This is a genomic window from Leisingera sp. JC11, assembly GCF_040704725.1.
Lineage (GTDB): Bacteria > Pseudomonadota > Alphaproteobacteria > Rhodobacterales > Rhodobacteraceae > Leisingera.
Genome location: NZ_JBFCVS010000002.1, coordinates 197,023 through 221,436, shown reverse-complemented (window position 1 = coordinate 221,436; position 24,414 = coordinate 197,023). Strand labels below are relative to the sequence as shown.

General features: G+C 63.6%; 19 protein-coding genes. 11 read left to right on the top strand and 8 right to left on the bottom strand.

What is annotated here, in order from left to right:
* Positions 1-57 precede the first annotated feature (57 nt).
* On the top strand, positions 58-1,287 hold the full coding sequence (locus tag AB1A62_RS02880; RefSeq protein ID WP_366659783.1) for an N-acetylmuramoyl-L-alanine amidase: 1,230 nt from the start codon (positions 58-60) through the stop codon (positions 1,285-1,287).
* 59 nt (positions 1,288-1,346) lie between these two features.
* Here AB1A62_RS02880 and AB1A62_RS02875 read toward each other — a convergent pair whose 3' ends face one another.
* The gene (locus AB1A62_RS02875; RefSeq protein WP_366659781.1) at positions 1,347-2,750 is read right to left on the bottom strand and encodes a hypothetical protein; all 1,404 of its coding nucleotides are present in this window, start codon (positions 2,748-2,750) and stop codon (positions 1,347-1,349) included.
* Between the two features lie 328 nt (positions 2,751-3,078).
* Here AB1A62_RS02875 and AB1A62_RS02870 point away from each other — a divergent pair, with 328 nt between their 5' ends.
* The 3 genes from AB1A62_RS02870 to AB1A62_RS02860 all read left to right on the top strand — a co-directional run bounded on the left by AB1A62_RS02870 (position 3,079) and on the right by AB1A62_RS02860 (position 7,816).
* Entirely contained in the window at positions 3,079-5,580 is a 2,502-nt protein-coding gene (locus AB1A62_RS02870; RefSeq protein WP_366659780.1) for a PBP1A family penicillin-binding protein, read from the top strand.
* Positions 5,581-5,671: 91 nt separating this feature from the next.
* Positions 5,672-6,799, top strand: coding sequence for a peptide chain release factor 2 (prfB, locus tag AB1A62_RS02865; RefSeq protein WP_174144908.1), 1,128 nt, complete (start codon positions 5,672-5,674; stop codon positions 6,797-6,799).
* Positions 6,800-7,045: 246 nt separating this feature from the next.
* The gene (locus AB1A62_RS02860; RefSeq protein WP_366659778.1) at positions 7,046-7,816 is read left to right on the top strand and encodes a DUF2189 domain-containing protein; all 771 of its coding nucleotides are present in this window, start codon (positions 7,046-7,048) and stop codon (positions 7,814-7,816) included.
* 2 nt (positions 7,817-7,818) lie between these two features.
* Here AB1A62_RS02860 and AB1A62_RS02855 read toward each other — a convergent pair whose 3' ends face one another.
* The gene (locus AB1A62_RS02855; RefSeq protein ID WP_366659776.1) at positions 7,819-8,577 is read right to left on the bottom strand and encodes a helix-turn-helix transcriptional regulator; all 759 of its coding nucleotides are present in this window, start codon (positions 8,575-8,577) and stop codon (positions 7,819-7,821) included.
* A 273-nt stretch (positions 8,578-8,850) separates the two neighbouring features.
* On the opposite strand from AB1A62_RS02855, the gene AB1A62_RS02850 reads away from it, so the two are divergent.
* The gene (locus AB1A62_RS02850; protein ID WP_366659775.1) at positions 8,851-9,204 is read left to right on the top strand and encodes a hypothetical protein; all 354 of its coding nucleotides are present in this window, start codon (positions 8,851-8,853) and stop codon (positions 9,202-9,204) included.
* 29 nt (positions 9,205-9,233) lie between these two features.
* Here the strand turns inward: AB1A62_RS02850 and ilvN are convergent, their stop codons facing one another.
* Both ilvN and AB1A62_RS02840 read right to left on the bottom strand, forming a co-directional pair.
* A complete protein-coding gene (gene ilvN / locus AB1A62_RS02845; protein WP_366659774.1) occupies positions 9,234-9,794 on the bottom strand; it encodes an acetolactate synthase small subunit in 561 nt (186 codons plus the stop codon).
* Positions 9,795-9,860: 66 nt separating this feature from the next.
* Complete coding sequence (locus AB1A62_RS02840) at positions 9,861-11,612, bottom strand: acetolactate synthase 3 large subunit (RefSeq protein ID WP_366659773.1); 1,752 nt, start codon at positions 11,610-11,612, stop codon at positions 9,861-9,863.
* Positions 11,613-12,016: 404 nt separating this feature from the next.
* On the opposite strand from AB1A62_RS02840, the gene AB1A62_RS02835 reads away from it, so the two are divergent.
* Together AB1A62_RS02835 and AB1A62_RS02830 are read left to right on the top strand one after the other, a co-directional pair.
* Positions 12,017-12,868, top strand: coding sequence for a hypothetical protein (locus AB1A62_RS02835; protein ID WP_366659772.1), 852 nt, complete (start codon positions 12,017-12,019; stop codon positions 12,866-12,868).
* A gap of 114 nt (positions 12,869-12,982) precedes the next feature.
* Positions 12,983-13,921 (top strand): hypothetical protein, encoded by a 939-nt coding sequence (locus tag AB1A62_RS02830; RefSeq protein WP_366659770.1) that lies wholly within the window; start codon positions 12,983-12,985, stop codon positions 13,919-13,921.
* Between the two features lie 81 nt (positions 13,922-14,002).
* Here AB1A62_RS02830 and AB1A62_RS02825 read toward each other — a convergent pair whose 3' ends face one another.
* Positions 14,003-14,992: an MBL fold metallo-hydrolase gene (locus tag AB1A62_RS02825; RefSeq protein ID WP_366659769.1), complete on the bottom strand. Its 990-nt coding sequence runs from the start codon at positions 14,990-14,992 to the stop codon at positions 14,003-14,005.
* 266 nt (positions 14,993-15,258) lie between these two features.
* On the opposite strand from AB1A62_RS02825, the gene AB1A62_RS02820 reads away from it, so the two are divergent.
* On the top strand, positions 15,259-16,407 hold the full coding sequence (locus AB1A62_RS02820) for a lytic murein transglycosylase (protein ID WP_366659767.1): 1,149 nt from the start codon (positions 15,259-15,261) through the stop codon (positions 16,405-16,407).
* A gap of 3 nt (positions 16,408-16,410) precedes the next feature.
* On the opposite strand, the gene AB1A62_RS02815 is transcribed toward AB1A62_RS02820, so the two are convergent.
* The 3 genes from AB1A62_RS02815 to AB1A62_RS02805 all read right to left on the bottom strand — a co-directional run bounded on the left by AB1A62_RS02815 (position 16,411) and on the right by AB1A62_RS02805 (position 19,583).
* Positions 16,411-17,379, bottom strand: a complete 969-nt coding sequence (locus tag AB1A62_RS02815) for a LuxR C-terminal-related transcriptional regulator (protein WP_366659765.1) — start codon at positions 17,377-17,379, stop codon at positions 16,411-16,413.
* A gap of 69 nt (positions 17,380-17,448) precedes the next feature.
* On the bottom strand, positions 17,449-18,093 hold the full coding sequence (locus AB1A62_RS02810) for a response regulator transcription factor (RefSeq protein WP_366659763.1): 645 nt from the start codon (positions 18,091-18,093) through the stop codon (positions 17,449-17,451).
* Between the two features lie 62 nt (positions 18,094-18,155).
* Positions 18,156-19,583 carry a cache domain-containing protein gene (locus tag AB1A62_RS02805; protein WP_366660007.1) on the bottom strand — a complete coding sequence of 476 codons (1,428 nt, stop codon included), beginning with the start codon at positions 19,581-19,583 and terminating at the stop codon, positions 18,156-18,158.
* A gap of 281 nt (positions 19,584-19,864) precedes the next feature.
* Here AB1A62_RS02805 and AB1A62_RS02800 point away from each other — a divergent pair, with 281 nt between their 5' ends.
* From AB1A62_RS02800 to AB1A62_RS02790, 3 genes are all read left to right on the top strand, one after another.
* Positions 19,865-20,947, top strand: coding sequence for a TRAP transporter substrate-binding protein (locus AB1A62_RS02800; protein ID WP_366659762.1), 1,083 nt, complete (start codon positions 19,865-19,867; stop codon positions 20,945-20,947).
* 131 nt (positions 20,948-21,078) lie between these two features.
* Complete coding sequence (locus AB1A62_RS02795) at positions 21,079-22,005, top strand: C4-dicarboxylate ABC transporter permease (protein ID WP_366659761.1); 927 nt, start codon at positions 21,079-21,081, stop codon at positions 22,003-22,005.
* 14 nt (positions 22,006-22,019) lie between these two features.
* Entirely contained in the window at positions 22,020-24,374 is a 2,355-nt protein-coding gene (locus AB1A62_RS02790) for a TRAP transporter large permease subunit (RefSeq protein ID WP_366659760.1), read from the top strand.
* Positions 24,375-24,414: the final 40 nt, after the last annotated feature.

Here is a 24,414-nt window from a genome sequence, read left to right as displayed (position 1 = left end):
CGCGCAAATTGCCTAGTCTTCCGGCCAAAAGGCCGGCAGGCCGGGCAAGAGGCGGATATGGGCAGACTGATCACACTCACAGCATTGATCTGGACCCTGGCGGCAGGCGCTTGGGCGCAGTCCGGCAGCAGCAGCTTCAGCGGCCTGGCGCGCATTGATGCAGGCGCTGCCCGGGTGCGGGACGCCGGGCAGGGAGCGGAGATTTCCCTGGGCCTCAGCCAAGGGGTGCCGTACCGGCTGTTCACCTTGACCGAACCGCCGCGTCTGGTGCTGGATTTCCAGGAGGTCGACTGGACCGGGCTGACGGCCGAAAAGCTGCTGCAGGGGGATCAGGTTACCGCGGCGCAATTCGGCACCTATGTGCCCGGATGGTCGCGGCTGGTGCTGCAGCTGGCAGAGCCGATGAAGGTGGCCTCAGCCGCGATGTCCGTGGACCAGGTGACGGCGGCGGCGAAGCTCTCGGTTTCGCTGGAGCCCGCCACGGCAAAGGAATTTGCCGCAGCCGCCGGGGCGCCGCGGGACCCGCGCTGGGATTTGCCCGCACCGGAAGCGGTCGGCACCAGGGCCGCGCGGGACGAAAACGCGCCACTTCTGGTGATGCTGGATCCGGGCCATGGCGGCATCGATCCGGGGGCAGAGACGGAGCATGTCATCGAAAAACACCTGATGCTGCAGTTCGCCCGGGAGCTGGGTGAAGTGCTGGTGCGCTCCGGCCAGTTCACCGTGCGGATGACCCGCGACGATGACTACTTCGTCTCGCTGGAGCGGCGCATCGCGATGGCGCATCAGGCAGGGGCGGATGTGTTCATTTCACTGCATGCCGATACCATCAGCGAGGGCCGCGCGCATGGCTCCACCGTTTACACCCTGTCCAGGGAGGCCTCGGATGCGGCCTCCGCCAAGCTGGCGGAGCGGCACCTGCGGGCCGACCTTTTGTCCGGCACCGACCTCAGCCAGGCGGACGACCGGGTGACCAGCATTATGCTGGACCTGGCCCGGCAGGAAACCCAGCCGCGCAGCGACGCGCTGGCGGCCGCGCTGATCGGCGGCTTGCGCGCGCAGGGGCGGCCGATCAACAACCGGCCGCTGCGCTCTGCCGGGTTTTCGGTGCTGAAATCTGCCGATATCCCCTCGGTGCTGGTGGAGCTCGGGTTTCTGTCCAGCAAGCGCGACCTGAAGAATCTGGTGGACGCGGAGTGGCGCGCCAAGGCCGCGCGCGGCATCCTCAATGGCCTGATCGCCTGGCGCGCCCAGGATGATGCCCGCCGCGCGCTGGTGCGGCAGTAGCGCCGGGCGGCGCCATATAGGGGCCCGGCGCGGACGCCCGGCCCTCAACGGGTTTCCTGTCAGCCAGCCTTTGCTTCTGCCTTGGCCAATGCCTTGTCGATCTCGCGCTCGAGCGCCTGCTTGTTCGGGGCCAGGATGTCATCGGCGATTTTCGCCATCAGCCCCTGCTTTTCCACTTTGGCAGCGATGCAGTCCATGAGCTGCCCTTCGGCCTTGCTCTTCTCCATGCAGGAGCTGACGATTTTCTCCAAAGCGTTCATGCGATCGGTCAAAGCCTTGGAAAGAGCGCGTCCGGTGAAGAATTTATGCGCCATCCGCACGACGGTCTGGATGGCAATCTCCCCGCCCACCTTGCGGGTCAGGCCCGGGTAACGCCCGATAATCGCCCCGATTTCATTGCCGCCCCAGCGGGCCGCCGTGCTCCACAGGTGCTTGCCGATCCAGCGGTTGGTGACCATGCGGGTGGCGAGTCTTTCACCGACCCCTTTCATGATGAACTGGCCGGCCTTGGCGCCGATCCAGCCGGAAAACCCGCCTGCTATCCCGGCGAAGACAACCCGTTTGAAGGAGCCGGCCACGCCGCCTTCCTTGACCCATTGCCCTTTGAGGATCCAGCCGTTGGCGATCTCCTGGACGGTGTTCTTGCTTGCGGCGACTACGGCACCGGCGGTTGCGGGGTTCACCCCGTTTGTGACCAGGATCAGCTGCACGATGTCGGCCGAACCGTCGCGCAGGTCGACCGAGATCTCCTCGCAGATCTTGGCGCTTTGCCCCAGTTCCTTGGACAGCATGTTCAGGTCCATCGCCACCGCATCGAGCAGGATCTTGGTCTGTTTCATCTGCTTGAAGGAGGCCAGCAGGCTTTTTTTGTTTTTGCCGTAGGTCATGTTCACCAGCTTGCCCACCGCGGCGTCGGCCTTCTTCAGCGACTTTGCCGGGCGTTCGATGTCGGCATTGGGGGTCACCATCTTCACGAAGAAGGTCCAGAACCCCTTTTGCATCTCGCGGTACTGGTCGCGGTAGTTGTTGAGCGTGCTCATGAAGGCCATGGTCTCGACATGCAGGCGGCCTTGGATCGCCTCCATCGCGGTGCCCATGTCGTCCTCGGTGAACCAGTGGGTCTTGCCCCGCCATTTCACCTCATAGACCTTGCCCTTGGCGGGCAGCGGCCTGCCGCCCTGCGCCTTGGCGAATTTTTCGGCGACCTTGACCGGAGAGCTGTCCAGCATCTTGAAAGTCTTGGAGCCGGGCTCGACCAGGCTGGTCACCTTGGTCTTCACCACCTGCTGCTGGAACTGGCCGATGGCGAGAATCGTCGGCTGGCCCACCTTGCCGTTGGTGGGCACCCGCTTGTAGCCGACGGTCTTCGCGTGTTCGTTGAGCATCTTCTGGACCAGAACCACATCCTTGGGGTCGTTCACGGCTGATTTGCCGCCGCCTACCGGGGCTCCGAGCTTGGCCATAGCAGTCTCCTCCACCTTTCGGACTGCCGGGTGAAACATGTTTCGGGTACGCGCCGCGGCTGGCGGGCGGGGTATCGGGAGGCAGGCCAAGACGGCGAATGCGTGCACATGCGTTCAGCCTGCCCGCCGCTTGCGCCGAACCGCGGCAAGCATTGGGAAAATGGGGCAGCCGCTGTTAGTATTGCCCGAACAGGATACATCAGAGGCGGCTCAAAACCAATTCTCCAGGCAGCAGGATTCACGGCAGCGCTAATTCGCCGCTGCATGCTTTGACCCCGGCAGCCGCCGCGCCTATATAGGCGGCACCCCGCGTGAAAGGCCCACATCCGTGCTCAGGTTCATATTCTCTTTCTTCGGCTCCATCTTCAGCACCATCACCCTTGGCGTGGCGATGGTGGCGCTGACCATCGGGGCGGTGTTCTGGATCTACGGGCGCGACCTGCCGAGCCATGAATCGCTGGCCCAATACCAGCCGCCGACGATCAGCCGGATCTATTCGGGCGAGGGGCATCTGATCGACGAATTCGCCAAGGAACGCCGCCTGTTCACCCCGTCGCATGAGATTCCGGACCTGGTGAAGCAGGCCTTCATCTCGGCTGAGGACAAGAATTTCTACAGCCATTCAGGCTATGACGCCCGCGGCATTGCGGCGGCGGCGATCGAGGCGGTGCGCTCGCGCGGGCAGAACGTGCGCGGCGCCTCCACCATCACCCAGCAGGTAATGAAAAACTTCCTCTTGTCCGGCGACCGCCGGGCCGAGCGCAAGATCAAGGAGATCATCCTCGCCACCCGGCTGGAGGAAACGCTCGATAAGGAACGGATCCTGGAGCTGTATCTGAACGAGATCTTCCTGGGCCAGAACTCCTACGGCGTGACCGCGGCGGCGCAGACCTATTTCAACAAGACCCTGGGCGAGCTGGAGCCGCATGAGGCGGCGACGCTGGCCTCGATGCCCAAGGCGCCGTCGGATTACCACCCGGTGCGCCAGAAGGAGCGCCTGCTGGCACGCCGCAACTATGTGCTGCGGGAGATGCGCGAGAACGGTTATATCTCCAAGGACGTTTATGAGGTCGAGGTGGCGCAGCCGCTGCGCTCGGTCCAGAACGGCGACTTCGAGGGCTTCCGCACCACGCTGCCGCCGCGCGACTATTTCACCGATGAAATCCGCCGCCAGCTGACCGAAGATTTCGGCGAGGGCGAATTCTTCACCGGCGGCTTTACCGTGCGCGCGACCATTGACCATGACATGCAGGCCGAGGCGGCGCTGGCGATGCGCGGCGGGCTGGAGAAATACGACCGCTCCCGCGGCATCTGGCGCGGTACTGGCGTCAAGCTGGAAGAAGAACAGCTGAAGGATGAGCCCACCTGGCGGGCAGCGCTGGCAAACGCCGAGGTGTCCCGCGATATCGTGCTGGGCGGCCGCTGGTATCCGGCAGTGGTGCTGGAGGTCGGCAGCGAGAGCCTGACCGTCGGCGTCGAGCAGAGCGAGGGCACCGGCTCGGTGCCGCGATCCGACATCAAATGGATGAAGGGCAGCTTTGCCGACAACTTCACCCGCGGCGACGTGGTGCTGGTCCGGGCCGAGACAAAGGACGATGCCTTCAGCCACTGGTCGCTGCGGCAGGTGCCGGAAGTGCAGGGCGGCTTTGTCGCGATGGACGTGAACTCCGGCCGGGTTCTGGCGATGCAGGGCGGCTTCTCTTACCAGCATTCGGTGTTCAACCGTGCCACCCAGGCGATGCGGCAGCCGGGTTCCAGCTTCAAGCCGTTTGTCTATGCCGCGGCACTGGACAGCGGCTACAGCCCGGCGACCATCGTCGTCGACGCCCCGATCGAGATCAACACGCCGCAGGGCCTGTGGCGGCCGAAGAACTCCACCAACAAGTTCTACGGTCCGACGCCCTTGCGCACCGGCATCGAGATGAGCCGGAACCTGATGACCATCCGCCTGGCGCAGGAGGTCGGGATGCCGGTGGTGGCGGGCTACGCCGAGCGCTTTGGCGTTTATGACAACATGGGGCCGTTCCTGGCCAACTCGCTGGGATCGGAGGAAACCACGCTCTACAAGATGGTGGCGGCCTATGCGATGTTCGCCAACGGCGGCGAGCGGGTGCAGCCGACCCTGGTGGACCGGGTGCAGGACCGTTTCGGAAAGACCATCTACCGTCACGACGACCGCGATTGCGTCGATTGCTCGGACCCGACGCTGGCGCCCGGCCAGGCGCCGCGCATCGTCACCGACCGCGAGCAGGTGATGGACCCGATCACCGCCTATCAGCTGACCTCGATGATGAAGGGCGTGGTCGACCGCGGCACCGCGTCGAGCGTGATCAACCTGCCGGTGCCCACCGCGGGCAAGACCGGCACCACCAACGATTCCCGCGATGTCTGGTTTGTCGGCTTCACCTCCAACATCGTGGCGGGCTGCTACATGGGCTTTGACCAGCCCCGTCCGATGGGCCGCGGCGCCTATGGCGGCACCATGTGCGGTCCGGTGTTCCAGCAGTTCATGAAGAAGGCGACCGAGAAGTTCGGCGGCGGCCCGTTCGAGGTGCCGGAAGGCGGCCATTTCATCAAGATCGACCGCTACACCGGCGCGCGGCTGCCTGACGGTGCCTCGGGCGCTTATGTGGTGGCGGAGTATTTCCGCGACGGGGCTGAACCGATCTTCGGCCTGACCTATGACGGCGGCTTCGCGATGGGTTCGAACCTGCCTCTGGTCGAGGAAGTGCAGCAGTCGGGCCGCCAGGTCACCACCTCCAGCGGCGGCACTGCAGTGCTGGGGCCCAAGGCCACTTTCGGCACGGTCAGTTCCGGCGGGCTTTACTGATCCGCCGCTGCCAAGGCACCCGAGCGCCGCTTGCCCGCGGCGCGCGGGTGGTTTATCACGCAAGCCGGACAAGAGATTTCAAGGAACTGAAATGCGCGCGGAAACCCAGAATATCGTCGCAGACATCGAGAAATCGCTGGAGCTGCTGGCCCAGCGGATGAACTGGGAAACCGCCGAATACCGGCTGGAGGAGTTCAACGCGCGGGTCGAGGATCCGAACCTGTGGGACGACCCGGAGGCGGCGCAGAAGCTGATGCGCGAGCGCCAGGCGCTGGTGGATTCCATCGACACCTACAAGGGCATCCAGCAGGACCTGTCCGACAACATCGAGCTGATCGAGCTGGGCGAGATGGAAGACGACGCCGAGGTTATCAAAGATGCCGAGGCGTCACTGGCGGCGCTGAAAGAGAAAGCGGCCGAGAAGGAGCTGGAAGCCCTGCTGGACGGCGAGGCCGATGCCAATGACACCTTCCTGGAGATCAACGCAGGCGCCGGCGGCACCGAAAGCTGCGACTGGGCCTCGATGCTGGCGCGGATGTATGTGCGCTGGGCCGAGAAGAAGGGTTACAAGGTCGAGCTGCAGTCCGAAAGCGCGGGCGACGAGGCGGGCATCAAATCCGCGGCCTACAAGATTTCCGGCCATAACGCCTATGGCTGGCTGAAGTCCGAAAGCGGCGTGCACCGGCTGGTGCGGATCTCGCCCTATGATTCGGCGGCCAAGCGGCACACGTCGTTCAGCTCGGTCTGGGTCTACCCGGTGGTCGACGACAATATCGAGATCGAAGTGAACCCGGCCGATATCCGCGTCGACACCTACCGCTCCTCGGGCGCGGGCGGCCAGCACGTCAACACCACCGACTCGGCGGTGCGGATCACCCACATCCCGACCGGCATCGTGGTGACGTCGTCGGAGAAATCGCAGCACCAGAACCGCGACATTGCCATGAAGGCGCTGAAATCGCGCCTGTACCAGCAGGAGCTGGACCGCCGCAACGCCGCCATCAACGAGGCGCATGAGGCCAAGGGCGATGCCGGCTGGGGCAACCAGATCCGCTCCTATGTGCTGCAGCCCTACCAGATGGTGAAGGACCTGCGCACCCAGCATGAAACCTCGGACACCAAGGGGGTGCTGGATGGCGATCTGGACGGCTTCATGGCCGCCACGCTGGCGCTCAATGTCTCCGGCAAGAGCCGCGCCGACGCGCAGGCCGAGGACTGATCCGGCCGGTTTCCGGGCAGGGCAACGGATGGTTTCTTTAGGGGCGGCCTGCGCGGGCCGCCCTTTTTCTTTCGGCGCGGCGCTGCAGGCGGCTCGGCGGTTAAATCATGCATCTGCAAGGCGTTTTATTCTGCGGAATTCGCGGCTAGGCTCAAATGAAGCATATTTGATGCTGCTTTTGATAAGGACGCAGGCCATCCGCAACCGGACAGAAAACAGGGCCTGCCGGAGGGGAGGAGTACCGCAATGACACCTGAAAAGCCCTTTGGCGTGCCGCCGCTGAAGCCGGTCACGACGCAGATGCTGTTCGAGGCGCTGCGCCGGGGCTGGGAGGACTTCCGCAAGAAGCCGCTCTACGGGCTGTTCTTTGCTGCGGTTTATGTGCTGGCGGGCTGGATGATGGCCTGGATCACCGTCCGCACCGGCACCACCTACTGGCTGGTGCTGGCGGCCATAGGGTTTCCGCTGATCGGCCCCTTTGCCGCGGTCGGCCTCTACGAGGTCTCGCACCGTCTGGAACAGGGCAGGGGGATTGCCATCGGCCGCATCCTGGGGGTGGTGGCGCAGCAAAGCCGCCGCCAGCTGCCGTCGATCTGCGCCATCATCGTTGTGGTTTTCCTGTTCTGGTTCTTCCTGGGCCACATGATCTTTGCCCTGTTCATGGGCCACGCCACCATGACCAATATCTCCACTTCTGCCGAGGTCTTCCTGACCGCCAACGGGCTGGCCATGCTGGCGGTCGGCACGGTTGTCGGGGCGCTGTTTGCGCTGCTGCTGTACATGATCACGGTGATTGCGCTGCCGCTGCTGCTGGACCGCGAAGTGGATTTCGTCACCGCGATGATCACCAGTTTCCAGTATGTGCAGCAGAACTTCGTGGTGATGATGATCTGGGCCGGAATGATCGCGGCGCTGACCTTTGCGGCGCTTGTGCCGTGGTTCCTGGGGCTGTTCCTGGTGCTGCCGCTGTTGGGCCACGCCACCTGGCACATCTACCGGCTGGCTGACGCTAGTTAGCGTCAGCGAAACGGCTGGCTGGTGTTCAGCAGGCGCCGGTGGAAGGGCAGCAGGTCGGCCTCATCGGCAAAACCGGCGCTGCGGGCAGCCGCCAGAACCTGCCCGGTGTCGCGGCCCAGATGCTCATAGACCATCCGCGTCACCCGTTCGCCGGTGCTGCTTTCGCGGACAGTGCGGGCGACGTAGCCTGACCAGAAGTTGTTTTGCAGCGACGCCACCCGGGCCAGGTAGTTGAACGAGTAGGTCATTGCCTTGCGCCGGGCGATCACGAAGGCGACGCCATCCTCGTGGCCGCTGATGTAGCCGCGGAATTCCCGCACCCCGGGGCTGGCCGGCAGGCCCTGGCTCAGCATTGCCTCCTTGGCCTCGAAACCCTTGATATAGGTGACACCTGCCGCGCGGAACACATAGACGAGGCCGATCACGAACTTCTCTTCATTGATGAAACTGCGGCGGGTGAAGCGGTAAAATCCGGAGGGGAAAAACTCCTCTGTCAGCTGCTGCACGCCGTGGCCCAGAAAATCAGCCAGAAAGGCGCCGTTTACAACCTGGCCCGCCTTTGAAAGGTTTTCGACAGGGTCCAGCAGAATTCGGGCGTCGACTTCAAAGAAACGGCAGATACGGTCCAGAACGTCCGGGCGCGGGAAACTCTCGCCGGACAGGTAGCGGTTGAATTGGGTGCGGTTGATGCCCAACTGGCGCGACAGTTCCGAAATGGACGGATATTGCCGCGCCAGTTGACGCAAGTTCGCGCCAAACATGTTCCTCAAGTCAGCTGGAGAGCGGTTCTGGCTGTGCATTCCGGGTCCCGATGGTTCGGCTTTAACTTAAAATTTGCCCCTTTTGCCCGCGGTTTACGCCATTCTCTGCATCAGAGCAGCAGGCTGTGCGGCTGTCTTGCGTCAAGGGTGTCGCTAATTCACGTCAGAAGGCTAGTCGAACTGACACAAAATGCAATAGCACGACCCGTTTTTTGTCGTGTTAGCGTCAGCTCAATTGCTTCAGAATTGAAATGCGGCAATACGAGGACTGGTATGATTGGAGTCATTTTATGGAGTGACGCCCCCCTGACCAAAGCCGTGATCTGGTGCGATGACCAGGGGGACCTTGCTTTCTTCACACACAAGACTGGCGCGGATTTTCAGGATCTGCATCCGGGTGACTGGGTTGAGTTTGATATAACCTTGAGTGGTAATATCCGGATTGCAGAGAACCTGGCTGTTCTGATGGAGCAGGGCAGCCCGGGTCTGGCAGACCGGCTGTGCGCCACTGCGGGCAACCGCGGTGAGGCCGAAGTCAAAAGCCCGGAGCCGAAGGTTATTCCGTTCCCGCTCCAGGTAGCAGAAAAGCGGCGCGTTTCCGCGCCGCTTCGGATCGTTCAAGGGTAGCGCCAGCCCGGTCGGGGCTGGCAGCAGGGTCAGTTGCCGCGCAGAAGGGCGGCAACTCCGGTACGCGCGATTTCGGCCAGGCCGAGCGGGCGCATCAGATCGGCAAAGGCATCGATCTTTTCCGGCGCACCGGTGATTTCAAAGACAAAGCTGTTCAGGGTGCTGTCGACCACGTTGGCGCGGAAGATATCCGCCAGCCGCAGCGCCTCGACGCGCTTTTCGCCTTCGCCCACCACCTTGAGAATACCCAGCTCGCGCTCCACCGCGGCGCCCTCGACGGTCAGGTCATGCACGTCGCGGACCGAAACGATGCGGCCCAGCTGCGCCTTGATCTGCTCGATCACCTGCGGGGTGCCGGTGGTGACGATGGTGATGCGGCTCAGGTGGCCGGTGTGGTCCACCTCCGCCACGGTCAGGCTTTCGATGTTGTAGCCGCGGCCGGAGAACAGGCCGATGACACGGGCCAGAACACCGGGTTCGTTTTCCACCAGCACCGCAATGGTGTGTTTTTCCTGCACGTCCGAAAAGGTCGGGCGCAGGTTGTAGGCGGAATGGCGGGTAGAGCCTTTTTTGATGTGTAGGGCAGACATTCAAGTCCCTTTCCTGAAATCGGGGCAGGGCGGTGCCGCCCTGCAAAATCCTGTTCCTGTTCCGGCTTAGACCAGCACTGCGCCGCCGGCCTGGATGACGCCCTGCGTCTCGGCCTCGCCCAGCAGCATCTCGTTGTGCGCCTTGCCCGACGGGATCATCGGGAAGCAGTTCTCGTGCTTCTCGACCAGGCAGTCGAAGATCACCGGCCCGTCGTAGTCGATCATTTCCATGATCGCATCGTCCAGGTCGGCCGGATCGCTGACGCAGATGCCCTTGCAGCCGAAGGCCTCGGCGAGCTTCACAAAATCAGGCAGCGCCTCGGACCAGCTGTGGCTGTAGCGCTCGCCGTGCAGCAGCTCCTGCCACTGGCGCACCATGCCCAGGCGCTCGTTGTTGAGGATGAACTGCTTCACCGGCAGGCGGAACTGCACCGCGGTGCCCATTTCCTGCATGTTCATCAGCCATGACGCCTCGCCCGCGACGTTGATCACCAGCGCGTCCGGATGCGCCATCTGGGCGCCGATCGAGGCCGGGAAACCATAGCCCATGGTGCCGAGGCCCCCGGAGGTCATCCAGCGGTTCGGATCCTCAAAGCCCAGGTACTGCGCCGCCCACATCTGGTGCTGGCCGACCTCGGTGGTGACATAGCGGTCGCGGCCCTTGGTCAGCTCCTCCAGGCGCTGCAGCGCGTACTGCGGCTTGATGGTCTTTTCCGAGTTCTTGAACGACAGGCAATTCACCGCGCGCCATTCGTTGATCTGCTTGTTCCACTTCTCCAGCGCCTCGCGGTTCACCTTGCGGCCGCGCGCTTTCCAGACCTTCAGCAGGTCCTCCAGCACATGGGCCACATCGCCGACAATCGGGATATCGACCCGGATCACCTTGTTGATCGAGGAGGGGTCGATGTCGATATGGGCCTTCTTCGACTTCGGGCTGAAGGCGTCGATGCGGCCGGTGATCCGGTCATCGAAGCGGGCGCCGATGTTGATCATCAGGTCGCAGCCGTGCATCGCCATGTTGGCCTCGTAAAGCCCGTGCATGCCCAGCATCCCCAGCCAGTTCTTGCCGGAGGCCGGATAGGCGCCAAGCCCCATCAGGGTCGAGGTGACCGGAATGCCGGTGGCGTCCACCAGCTCACGCAGCAGCTGGCTGGCTGCGGTGCCGGAGTTGATGACGCCGCCGCCGGTATAGAACACCGGGCGCTTGGCCTTCTCGATGGCCTCGACCAGCTCGGTGATCTCCTCCATGTCGCCCTTGAGCTGCGGCTGGTAATGCGAGGCCGACGGTTTCGGGCCCTGATACTTGCCGTTGGCGAACTGCACGTCCTTGGGAATGTCGACCAGAACCGGGCCGGGGCGGCCGGATTTGGCGACGTGGAAGGCCTCGTGCAGCGTGCCGGCCAGCGCATCTGTGTCCTTGACCAGCCAGTTGTGCTTGGTGCAGGGGCGGGTGATGCCGACGGTGTCGGCCTCCTGGAAGGCGTCGGAGCCGATCATGAAGGTCGGCACCTGGCCGGTCAGAACCACGATCGGGATCGAGTCCAGGAGCGCGTCGGTGAGGCCGGTGACCGCATTGGTGGCACCGGGACCTGAGGTCACCAGTACAACGCCGGGCTTGCCGGTGGAGCGGGCATAGCCTTCGGCGGCGTGGACCGCGCCTTGCTCATGGCGGACCAGCACGTGACGAATGTCATTCTGCAGAAAGATCTCGTCATAGATCGGCAGCACGGCGCCGCCTGGGTATCCGAAGACTACGTCCACACCCTGATCCTTCAGGGCTTGGACAACCATCTTTGCGCCGGTCATTTCACGTGTCATCTGCTTTTTGCTCCAATTGGCGGCATCGTCCGTTACGCATAAAAAAAGCCCCCGATTTCAGGTCGGAGGCGCATGGGTTCGATTATGGTCTACCGTTACCGGCCCATGCGCTTGGTTCCTACGATTACGACTAGGGTGGTCACTGCCACAGGCTCCTTTTTGCGTTGCGGGCGACATTATGTCTGCCGGACAGGGGCGTCAACCGCCAAAGCTGTCAAAAAAGACCTGTTCAGGGACATTTTCTTGCTCCCGCCCGGGGGTGTGGCGAAATTTCCGCGAAAGTGACGGCGCGTGCCGGCGCGGATTCGTTCAAAACCGGCATTCCCATGTCCCGATTGTGCCAGATCGCCCCTGAGCCAGCGGGCAAGCTGATCCTAAAAGAGGCGACAGGGAAGGACATTAACATGGCTGAACTTGCAGAACTGGTGGATCTGGGGCGCTATCCGATCGACAGGCCCGGTTCTCCCGCCTATGCGCGGATGATGGCGGACCTGCAAAGTGAGCTGGAAACCGACGGCTGTGCGGTGCTGCCCGGCTTCGTGCATGCGGACGGCATTGCCAGGCTGGCGGCAGAGGCCGATTCCGTGGCGGATCAGGGGCATAAGTCGTTCAGCCGCACCAATGCCTATTTCTCCAAGGATGATCCGTCGCTGCCGGAAAGCCATCCGGTGCGCCAGTTCTACGACCGTTCCAACGCATTCATCCCGGCGGACAATTTCGGCGCCGGCAGCCCGCTGCGGACGATCTACGAATTTCCCGGTTTCATGCCCTTCATCCGCGAGGCATTGGGCGAGCCGGAGGGCCGTTTCTTCCGCTATGACGATCCGCTGGCGGACGTGATCATCAATATGGTGGAGGAGGGCGACGGCTTCCCCTGGCATTTCGACACCAACAACTACACGGTGACGCTGGCGATCCAGAACGGCGAGGCGGGCGGCGAGTTTGAATACGCGCCGATGCTGCGCACTCCCACGGATGAGAATTACGATGGCGTGGCGCGGGTGCTGGCGGGCGGCTCGCCGCTGGTGCGCAAGCTGGTGCTGCAGCCGGGCGACCTGCAGATTTTCCGCGGCCGGTATTCCCTGCACCGGGTGGCCCCTGTCGAGGGCCTGCGCAGGCGGTATGTCGGCATCTTCTCCTTTGTCGAGACGGAGGGCATGTGCGGCGGGGTGGAGCGTACCAGACAGCTTTATGGCCGGGTGCTGCCCCGCCACTACGAGCGCGAGGGCCTGCGCGCCGACGCGCTGCGGGACTGAAATCCGCTTGACCGCGCAGCGGGCCTGCCCGCAGATATGCGGAACGCAGACACCGCCGCCGGTCAGAGGACACGCCAATTGCCCAAGGTCATATTCCACCTGAAGAAACGGCAGATGGAAACGCGGTCGGCGGGGCAGGGGCTTGACCTGTTCCGGATAATAGAACGGATGCTGGCGGAGACCGGCAGCGAAGCGGACTGGCGTGTCAAAGACCCGGATATCCGGATAGGCACGCAGCAGGTGGCGGACGGCCGGTTTGCAGATGGAAACCTGCACATTTTCAGCGACCACCACCTGAAGATGCCCAATGTCCTGAATGCGGCACCGGCCTATCTGCCCGGCTTCTGGCATCTGGATCCGAAGGGCGTCCGCAGCTACAGCTCCATCGCTGACCGCCCGTTCAGCCCGGACATGGTGCCCTTCAAATATGCCAAACGGTTCTACGGGCGTCTGCAACAGCAATTCAGGGACAAGCGGCGCTCCCGCTATGGCCAGATGAAGGACAGGACCGAGGTGCCGGAAGGCGCCATCGCAGTCTTCTTTCAGGGAAGTTACCCCCTTGATGCCGGAGCAACGTCCTTCAGCGATATCGCCGTTCTGAAAGACGTGCTGGACGGGGCCGGAAACCGGCCGGTTCTGGTCAAGCCGCATCCCCTGACTGCCGACATCGACAGCCTTTCGGCCTTGCTTGAGATTGCCCGGAATGATCCCCGGGTCATCCCGACACAGGCCAATGTTCATGATCTTCTGGCGGCTTGCTGTGCCTGTGTCTCGGTGAATTCCGGGGTGGCTGCAGAAGGGTTCCTGCACCGCACGCCTGCAATCTTTTATGGCGCGTCGGATCTGCACCACATGGCGGAAACCATCACCGGGCCGGGGCAGTTTGCCGGCGCGCTGGAACGCGCACAGGCCCGCACCGGCGGGTATGCGCAATTTATGACCTGGTATTTCCGCAAAAACTGCCTGGAGATAGGCGCGCCCGGCCTGGAGAAGAAGATCTGGGAGATTTTCGCCGAAGCTGGCTTCCCGCGCGCGAAGTTTGCTGCCGGGTAGCCGGCTCGCGGCCGCAATACCGGGCGCCCCGGGGGAGAGGGCGCCCGGTCGGGCACAACAGTGTTGCGGCAATACCGACGGTTACTCCGTCAGCGCGTTATGCCCGAAGTACAGGAACTCCTTGTTCATCCCCTGCACATCCGCTGCCGCCAGTGACAGCGATGCGCCCTCCAGCATCCTGAAGCTTTTCTGCTCCTTCACCCATGTGTCGGCAGGCTGCAGCGTCGACAGCGTGTAGGTGGTGGTTTCCGACAGGTAATGGGTGGGGATCACCACCTTGGGCTGGATCCGCTCCACCAGCGCGTTGGCCTGCTCATAGGACAGGATGTGCTCGGAGCCGTCGACCGGCAGGGTCAGAACGTCGATGCGCCCGATGGCCTCCCAGAACCCGTCCGCGGGGTCGGGCCGGTTGTCGCCCCAGATCAGGGTGCGGATGCCGCCGGTCTCCACCACATAGGTCACCATATCCATGTGGCCGGGGTTGTTGGGCGGGCAGGCCTCGACCCCGAATTCGGCCAGCGCGTCGGTCCAGGGATACCAGCCCGGCGCGACGCAGGCGTGCTTGTCGGCATAGCCAGTGATCTTGAGATCGGCGAACTCGAACGTGCCGACCATCCGGTCCAGCACCATGGTCGATTGGGGGCGGTCGATGGCGTCATGATCGAAATGGGTGTGGGTGGACATGGTGATATCCACCAGCGTTTCCGGGAACTTCTGCTTGAACCACAGCCCCCAGGCGCCGGAGGGATCGTCCCGCCACGGGTCGAACAGGATCGAGGCGCCGCCGGGCGAGGTGATCTTGAGCGCGCAATGGCCGTAGAAATCAATCTTCACTTCGCCATCGGCAAAGGCGGACATGTTCTGCAGATCAATCACATGTTTGTTGTTGCCCGGCTGCAGCCAATCGGTGGATTGTGCTTGCGCACTGCTGCTGCCCAGCAGGCTGGCGGCAGTTCCAACGCCCGCGGCGCCTGCTGCCGCAAAGAAGCTGCGCCGCGACAGGCCGGGGGCCAGATCATCCTTGCGCCCATCGAGCCTGGCCGGTTTCAAGTCCTTCTTCTGCCCATCCATTGGTTCCGTCTCCCTGTTGTTGTCTGGCCGCCGCTTTGGTGCAGCGATGCAAACAGGCTAGGCAGGTAATGCTCCAAGGGGTGCCCCGGAAGATTATGGGGTAATTATGGGGGCAGCCCCCATAATCAGAGCGCGAAGGCGGGCGGCGGGTCTTTGCTGCGGAGGAATTCCGGGCCTTGGCGGCATGGCCGGATTCTGGCAGCCTGTCCGGCAAAGGATCCGGCCGAAGCCGGGCAGCAAAACACCCATTGGAGCGGGCAGAGAGCATGAGCATCACACGGCGTCATTTCGGATTTGGCCTGGCAGCCCTGGGGCTGACCGCCTGTAGCAGCACGGTGCCATCCGGCAGCGGTCCCAGCGGCGCCTCCGGCCTGCCTGCGGACCTGCGGCCAGTGCCCAACGCGGGCTATGACGCCTGGCTTGCCTCCTTCCGCAGCCGGGCAGAAGCCCGGGGCATCTCCCCATCCACCCTGCGTGGGGCATTCCGCGGTGCGGGCTATCTGCCCGGCGTCGTCAAGCGCGACCGCAATCAGACTGAATTCAAACGCTCGCTTGAGGATTATCTCTCCATCGCCGTCTCGGACGAACGTCTCAGCAAGGGCCGCGCCGCCTTTGCCCGCCATCAGTCCACCCTGCGCACGCTGGAGCGCAGCTATGGAGTCGATGCGGAAATCATCTGCGCGATCTGGGGGCTGGAGAGCTTCTTTGGCGAGCGCCGCGGCAACGTGCCGGTGATTTCCGCCACCTCGACCCTGGCCTATGACGGGCGCCGCGGGGCGTTTTTCGAAAAGCAGCTGCTGGCGGCGCTGAAGATCCTGCAGAACGGCGACATCACGCCTGCCCGCATGACCGGCAGCTGGGCAGGCGCCATGGGGCATACCCAGTTCATCCCGACCTCCTACCAGGCCTTTGCGGTGGATTTCACCGGCGACGGCCGCCGCGACATCTGGTCGGAGGATCCGACCGATGCGCTGGCCTCAACCGCTGCTTACCTGCAACGGAACGGCTGGACCCGCGGCCTGAAGTGGGGTGGCGAGGCCGGTGCGCCGGGCACTCCTTCGGGGCGCAGCCTGCAGCCGCAGCAGGGCGGCCCGGTGTTCACCGTCACCAGCAACTTCAATGCGATCAAGCGCTACAACAATTCGGATGCCTATGCGATCGGGGTGGGCCATCTGGCTGACCGCATTGCCGGCGGCGCCCCGCTGCGCGCTAGTTTCCCGCCGGACAAATACGGGCTGACCAAGGACGACCGTATCCTGCTGCAGAAACGCCTGACCGCGCGCGGTTTTGACACCGGCGGTGCCGACGGGGTGCTGGGGCCGAAGAGCCGCGCGGCGATCAGCGCCTACCAGTCCAGCCGCGGCCTGCCCGCAACCGGCGATCCGTCGCAGGCACTGCTCAGCAGTCTGAACTAGCAGCTACTCCGCCGAGCTCAGCGCAATCAGATGCTGGCGCAGGTTCTCGCGCCGGCTCAGGCCAAGTTTCTGGCGGATGTTGTTGCGGTGAAAGTCGATGGTGCTGGTCTCGCGGCCCAGGGTGGCGGCGATCTCCTTGGTGGTGCGGCCCATCATGATCAGCTGCATGATCTCGGTCTCCGCGGGCGTCAGCCGTTCCAGCGTCTGCGCCAGCTTGGAGGACAGGGTTGAGGTGATGTTCTTGAGGTTGTCCTCGATCATCATCAGATAGGCGCTCTGCAGTTCCCGGCCGGCATCCAGATGCCGGAGCTTGGTGACATAGGGCAGCACCATCCCCTTGATCTGCTGCACGATCTGCTGCTCGCTCTCGTGGCGTGACGCCTCCACGTTGTCGATCAGCACCCGCAGCGCGGTGTTGGCCTCCTCCAGCGCCTTGGTGCGGCGCTTGATGGTGTCTTCCCGCGCCCGCACCGTCTCGCGCAGCTCTGCCTGGGCCTGCTTGCGCTGGGCCACTTCCAGGAGCAGCGCCAGGTCGGCCTCGACCACCCGGCAGAACTCCTGCAGCCCTTTGCGGAACATCAGCGCGCGTTTGTTGCGCCGGGTATCCAGCACGCAGATGGTGCCGTAAACCTCTCCGTCGGGCCATTTGATCGGATAGCCGATGTAGAAAGACATGGCGTGCTCCATGTCCTCGTTGTCCTGCCACCGCGGTTCGCACTGGGCGTCCTCGACTATCAGCTCCCCGTCGTTCTCAAAGACGCCAAAGCAATAGAGCTTTTCGTTCAGGTGGTATTTGCGGCCCGGGAAATAGGGGTTGTTCTCTGAAGTGTTGGAAACCTTGACCCGGTGGTCCAGATCCACCGTCGCCATGATCAGCGCGGCCGGCACATCGGTCAGCTCCGCCACCAGGTCCACGACCCGCTGCCATTTGGCCTGGGTCTGTGGCGGGATCGGCGGCTTGTCTGTGGTCATGGCGCAGCTCCTTGACGCGCAAGGCTAGGGCAGGGGCCAGGGATCACAAAGACAATTCTGAAGGGGGTGTCAGAAACCGGCGCCGGTGCCCTGCAGCACGCCATGCTCCAGCGCATAGCGGGTGAGGCCTGCGGTGGAGGAAATGCCCAGCTTGCGCTTGATGTTCTTGCGGTGGGTCTCGACGGTCCTGACGGAGATATCAAGCGTTTGCGCGACTTCCTTGTTGGATTTGCCCTGCGCCAGCTCCAGCAGGATCGTCTGCTCGCGCCCCGTGAGCGCCTCGCGGATATCGCCGTCCTTGGGCTTCAGCGAGCCGGCCGCGCCGGTGCACAGATAGGTCTTGCCCTGCATCACCGCGTCTATGGCCTGTTTGATCTCGTCCGTCGGCACGTCCTTCAGCACATACCCCATAGCGCCGTGGCTGAGCGCGGTGGAGATATATTCGGCGCTGTCATGCATCGACAGGATCAGGATGCGGGTGCCCGGGTGCTGTTCCAGGATGATCTCGGTGGCGCTGAGGCCGCCGAGCTTGGGCATGTTGAGGTCCATCAGCACCACGTCCGGCGCCAGACGGCCCATCTGGTCGACCGCGTCGCGCCCGTCGGTCAGGGAGCCGACAACTTCGATATCGTCATAGCTTTCCAGGATCGACTGGATGCCTTCGGCCACCATCGGGTGGTCATCCACGATCAGAACTTTCACCGGATCCGCCATCATCCCCCCAACGGCAGTTGTCGACAATGCAAGAGGCGTCTCAGCCGCATCCTCCCCGGGATCTACGGCAATTGCGCAGATGCGCCTTCCTCTCCCGGCGGCAGCAGGTGGCTCAGCGGCAGGCTGGCCTCGATCACGGTGCCGCTCTGGGTGCCCCGTGATGACAGAATGCGCAAGGTGCCGTCAAGCTGCTCGATCCGCTCCTGCATGTTGCGCAGGCCGATCCCCGGCCCGGTGCGGGCGTCGCGCGGCGGCAGCCCGCGGCCGTTGTCGGAGATCCGCATGGTGGCACCGCGGGTGTGGCCGCGCAGATCGATGCTCACCTTGGTGGCCTCCGCGTGGCGTTCGATATTGGTCAGCGCCTCCTGCGCAATGCGGTAAAGCGCGATCTTGGAATCCTGGTCCAGCCGGTTGCGGAACACCACGGTGGAAAACTCGGTCTCTATGCCGGTGCGGGCGGCGAAATCATCGGTCAGCGCCTTCAGCGCCGGCCCGAGCCCGAGGTCATCCAGCACGCCGGGGCGCAGGTCGCGGCTGATCCGGCGCACCTCGGTTATCGCGGTCAGCAGGTTCTCGGTGCCTTTCTCAAGCGGTGCCGCCGCGCCTTCGCCATCGCCGCGCGACAGGCGGCGGCGGGTGTTGTCCAGCGCGTAGCGCACCCCCACCAACAGCTGGCTGATGCCGTCATGCAGCTCCCGCGCCACCCGGCCGCGCTCTTCTTCCTGGGCGTCGAACACCCGCTGGGTCAGCTCCTTCAGCTTGGCATCCGCCAGCCGCCGCTCGCGGATGTTGAGAAACATGCCGGAGGCAAAGACCAGCGCCAGCGAAATCAGCGTGATTGCCCCGATGTACAGGAACGTGCGCCGCACCCGCGCCTCCACCTCCGCCCGCGAGGCGGCCACTGTGGCCAGCACATCGTCGATGAAGACGCCGGTGCCGATCGCCCATTGCCAGTCCTGCAGCCCCAGCACATAGGCGATCATCTGCGCCTCCTCGCCGGTGGAGGGCTTTTCCCAGGTGAAACTGTGCCAGCCGGCCCCATCACGGGCGAGGCGGATGAACTCATCCACCACCGGCACCCCGGCGCTGTCGGTCAGCCCCGCCCAGTTGCGGTTGATGAACTCGGTCTGCCGCGGGCTCACCAGGTTGGTGCCATCATAGTCATAGACAAAGAAGAACCCGTCCTTGCCGTAGATCATCGCGCTGAGGATCTGGGTGACCTGCTCCTTGGCCGCCGCATCATCAGGCGCCGCCAAGCCATAGATATGGGCAAAGCCGTTGCGCGCCTGGGTCACGTAGTTGCGCAGCTCGGCCTTCTTGGCCTCCAAAAGCTGCATCTCCAGCGCCTGGATCTCGCGTTCGGCCAGGGCGCGCGACTGGTAGCCCACCACCAGCGCAATCGCGGTGCCCGCCACGATCAGCGGCAGGGTCATCAAGAGCGACAATTTCTGCGCGTAGTCAGGGCGCAGCAGGGAGCGGAACAGGCGCATCGGCACTCCGTCGGAATTGGTCAGAATCGTGTACCGAATCATTGCCCAGCCGCCCAGCGGAATCAAAGGGGCAGGAATGGATTGCACCTGTGGCGGGTGTTTCCTGATTCCGTCACCCGTCTGAAATGCGCAACATTTCCCGTCAAACCCGGCAAAAACGTTCCGTTCTACGCAGTAGTAGGTATTCACATAAATTGCGCTGCCGCTAGGCTGACCGCACTCGAACCGATCCGCCTTGGGGGTACCTGGGGCAATCCAATTGATAATGGGAGGAATAATTAATGGATCGCCGTTCTTTCTTGAAAACATCCGCGCTGGGCGGGTCCGCAGCAGCAGCCAGCACCCTGGCGGCGCCGGCCTATGCCCAGGGCAACCGCACCCTGACCATGGTCACCACCTGGGGCCGCGGTCTGGCTGGCGTGCATGACTCCGCACAGTATGTCGCCGATGCCATCACCGCCATGTCCGACGGCACCCTGACCATCGACGTCAAGGCCGCAGGCGAGCTGGTCGGCGCGTTCGAAGTGTTCGACGCCGTGACCGCAGGCCAGGCCGACATGTACCACGCCGCTGACTATTATTTCGTCAGCCAGCACCCGGGCTATGCCTATTTCACCGCCGTGCCCTTCGGCATGACGCCGCAGGAACTGGTGAACTGGTACTACCACGGCGAAGGCCACGCGCTGCATGACGAGCTGGGCCAGATCTTCGGCCTGAAATCCTTCATCGGCGGCAACACCGGCCCGCAGGCCGGCGGCTGGTTCAACAAGGAAATCAAAGGCCCCGAGGACTTCAACGGCCTCAAGTTCCGGATGCCGGGCCTGGGCGGCAAGGCGCTGGGCAAGCTGGGCGCCTCGGTGCAGAACATCCCGGGCTCCGAAGTGTATCAGGCGCTGTCCTCCGGCGCGATCGACGGCACCGAGTGGATCGGCCCCTGGGCGGACGAGAAGGCCGGCTTCCAGGAAATCACCAAGACCTACTACACTGCGGGCTTCCACGAGCCGGGCGCGGCGCTGTCGGTTGCCACCAACCGCGAGGTCTTCGAAGGCCTGTCGCCTGCGCATCAGAAGATCATTGAGATGGCATCGGCCGCCGGCCACCAGTGGAGCTTGGCGCAGTTCATGAACAACAACGGTGCAGCGCTGCAGCGCTTGCAGTCCGGCGGCGTGAAGACCCTGGAATTCCCGGAAAGCGTCTGGAGCGCCTTCGGCCAGGCCACCAAGGAAACCCTGGACGAGTTCATGGGCGACGAGCTGTTCGCGAAAATCCGCAACAGCGTCGAATCCTCGATGAAAGCCTCCTCCGGCTGGATCACCAAATCCGAAGGCGCCTACCGCGTTCAGCGCGACCGCGTCCTGGGCTGATCCGCCTGACCGGCATCAACCGGATCCTCCGCCAGCGGGCGGGGGATCCTTTTCCAGTTGCATGACGCGGGCAACGGACGGCCACCGGGCCGCGTTCCGGACCCGCCGCAGCAAAGACCCCCGGGGGAAACATGCAGGAAGAGAGTGGCCTCACCTTCTTCGGCGCCATAGCGGGCGGATTGCTCTGGCTGGTCCAGAACATCGCCGGCGCCTTCTATAACTTCGGCTATGCCGTCACCCACCCGCAGCTCTGGCTCGACTGGTCCGACAAGGCCTCGATCATGCGCTTCGTCTATTACGGCGGCTCGGTCGAGTTCTTCTTTGTCGTCTTCACCGCCTTCCTGGTGCTGACCGCCATCGGAATTTACTTCCGCGGCTTCATGTGGGGCATGGTCCGCGGGCTGGAGGGGATGGCCAACACCGTCGGCCGCTTCTTTGCCTGGGCGGGCCTGCTGATGGTTTTGCAGCAGATCATCATCGTCTTCATGCAGCGGGTGTTCGCGCGGCCCGACATCAGTTTCGGCTTTGGCATTCCGTTTAGCCAGGACATCAGCTGGTTTGCCGAAGAACTGAAGTTCTACAATGCCTTGGTGGTTTGCCTTTGCGTGACCTACACCTTTGTGCAGGGCGGCCATGTGCGGGTGGACCTGATCTATTCCGGCATCAGCTTCCGGGCCAAGAAGGTCGTCGACATGCTCGGTTCCTTGCTGTTCATGATGCCCGCCGCGGTGCTGACCTGGATGTACGGCTGGTTCTTCCTGTGGCGGCACCTGATCGTTCCGAAACCCTCGGCCTCGGACACGCTCGACCGGCTGGTGATGAAATCCCGCGCCCTGCGCTGGAACGTGGAAACCATCGGCTTCAGCCCCAACGGGTTCAACGCCTATTTCCTGTTCAAGATCCTGCTGATTGCCTTTGCTGGCCTGGTGTTCCTGCACGCCATCGCCTTCTTCTACCGCTCCTTCCTGGAGTTCGTCGAAGGCCAGGGCAGTGAAAACAAATACCTCGACAAGGACAGCCTTGGAGAGGGTGAAGAAGCCTACGAAGGCACGCACTAAGGGGACGTCGGAAAATGCTATTTGGACTTGATGGCGTCGAGATCGGCCTGCTCATCGTATTCTTCTGCCTCTTCGGGGGCATTCTCTCCGGCTTCCCGGTGGCCTTTGCCATCGGCGGCGCCGGGATCATCTCCTTCGGGATCATCGCCGCGCTGGACAGCGCCGGCATCCTGATCCACCAGGCCATCGACACCTCGTCGCAGGCCTACCGCGATCTGCTGAACTCAGGCGTGCGGCCGGACAAGGTCTCAGTATTCCGGTATCCGGATTTGCCAAGACTAGCCGAACCGGTGTTTGCACAGGGCTGGGAAGTTGCGCTGGACCGCAACGTCTCCTTCATCGTCAACCGGATGAACGAGCGGGTGCTGGCAGGGGCGTCGATCGAGACCCTGCTGGCGGTGCTGATGTTCGTGCTGATGGGCATCACCCTGGAGCGCTCCAAGATCGCCAACGACCTGCTGACCACCATGGCGCGCGTGTTCGGCCCGCTGCCGGGCGGCCTGGCGGTGTCGATTGTTGTGGTGGGCGCGTTCCTGGCGGCCTCCACCGGCATCGTCGGCGCCACCGTGGTGACCATGGGCCTCTTGGCCCTGCCCACCATGCTGCGCAACAACTACTCGCCGGAGCTGGCGACCGGCGTGATCGCGGCCTCGGGCACCCTGGGCCAGATCATCCCGCCCTCCATCGTGATCGTTCTTCTCGGGACCCTGGCAGGCGACCTTTACTCCACCGCGCAGGAAACCCGCGCGATGGAGGCCGGCTGCTCCGATGCGCTCACCTACCTGGGCGAACCGGCGGTGGTCTCGGTCGGCACCCTGTTCCAGGCGGCGCTTCTGCCGGGCATCCTGCTGGCGCTGCTCTATGCGCTTTATGCCTTCGGCTATGCGCTGCTGAACCCGCACAAAGCACCGGCCGTGGCGATGGAGCCGGGCACCGGCGAGGTCATCACCCGCAATGAGGGCCTGATCTGGTTCCTGGGCGTGCCTGCCGCGATTATCGGCGGCGCGATCCTGCTGAACAGCTTCAACGTGACCGGCAGCCAGAACATCACTGTCTCCACTTTCTCGGACGCCGGTGAGACCGCATCCCTGCGCACCAATGTCGGCGCAGAATGCAAGGCCTCGATGATCGAGCTGCACGGGCAGGAAGCCTGGGATGCCGCGGTCGAAGAGCAGAAGGCCATTAGCGATGCGGGCGGCGTGTCCTTGGCCAAGCGGCTGAGCGATGAGGAAATCGCCGCCGCCCGCGAAGCCAAGATCGCCTCGGCCGCGCCGATCGGCACCGGCATCACCGTGATCATGGTGCTGCTGGGCCTGGTGCTGGCCTTCGGCCGCGGCGTGGCGCCTTCGCGCGATGCCAAGCCGCTGATCCTTGGCGCCATCGGCATCCTGCTGATCGCGCTGGTGGATCTGGTGGCGATTGCGCCGACCACCTCCGCAGGTGTCACCGTGCTGTGGATTGCCTTGCCGCTCCTGCTGGCGCTCTGGGGCTGCCGCGAGGCCGCGGCCCGCTGCGCCAAAAACGATCTGATCCGGGTGGTGTTCCCGCCGCTGGTGCTGATCGTTGCGGTGCTCGGCTCGATCCTGGGCGGCATCACCAACCCGACGCCGGCTGCGGCGCTGGGGGCAGGCGGCGCCATCATGCTGGCGGCCTACCGCAAGCTGCAGGACGAAGGCAAATCGGGCAGGATCATCATCTGGTCCACCTTCGCGGTGATGATCTGCATCCTGATCGGCATGAACTTCGACCTGCGGGTGAACCAGGGCGGCGTGTCGGTGGAAAGCTGGATCGCCTTCTTTGCCGCCTATACGATGTACCTCTATGCGCTGTTCGGGCTGCTCTATGGCTGCTGGGTGCTGTTCCGCTCCGGCGTGCTGACACCTGTGGTGCGGGAAACCGCCAAGGTGACCTCGATGGTCTTCACCATCCTGATCGGCTCGCAGCTGCTCAATCTGGTGGTGATCTCCTTCGGCGGCGAGCACTACATCCAGCAGTTCCTGAAGAGCTTCGACAATGAGATGACGGTCTTCCTGATCGTTATGCTGGTGCTGTTCTTCCTGGGCTTTGTCCTCGACTTCCTGGAGATCATCTACATCGTGATCCCGATTGTCGGCCCGGTGATCTATGGCGGGTCGTTCGACCCCAAGTGGGTGACCATCATGGTGGCGGTGAACCTGCAGACCTCGTTCCTGACGCCGCCCTTCGGCTTCGCGCTGTTCTACCTGCGCGGGGTGGCGCCGAAGGAGGTCACGACGGCCCATATCTACCGCGGGATCGTGCCCTTCGTGCTGATCCAGGTGGTGGGCATCGGCATCCTCTGGGCGTTCCCGTCGATCGTGACCATCGTGCCGTCGCTGATCCCGAACTGATCCGGACAGCAGGATAAGAAACGAAGAGGGGCCCCAAGCG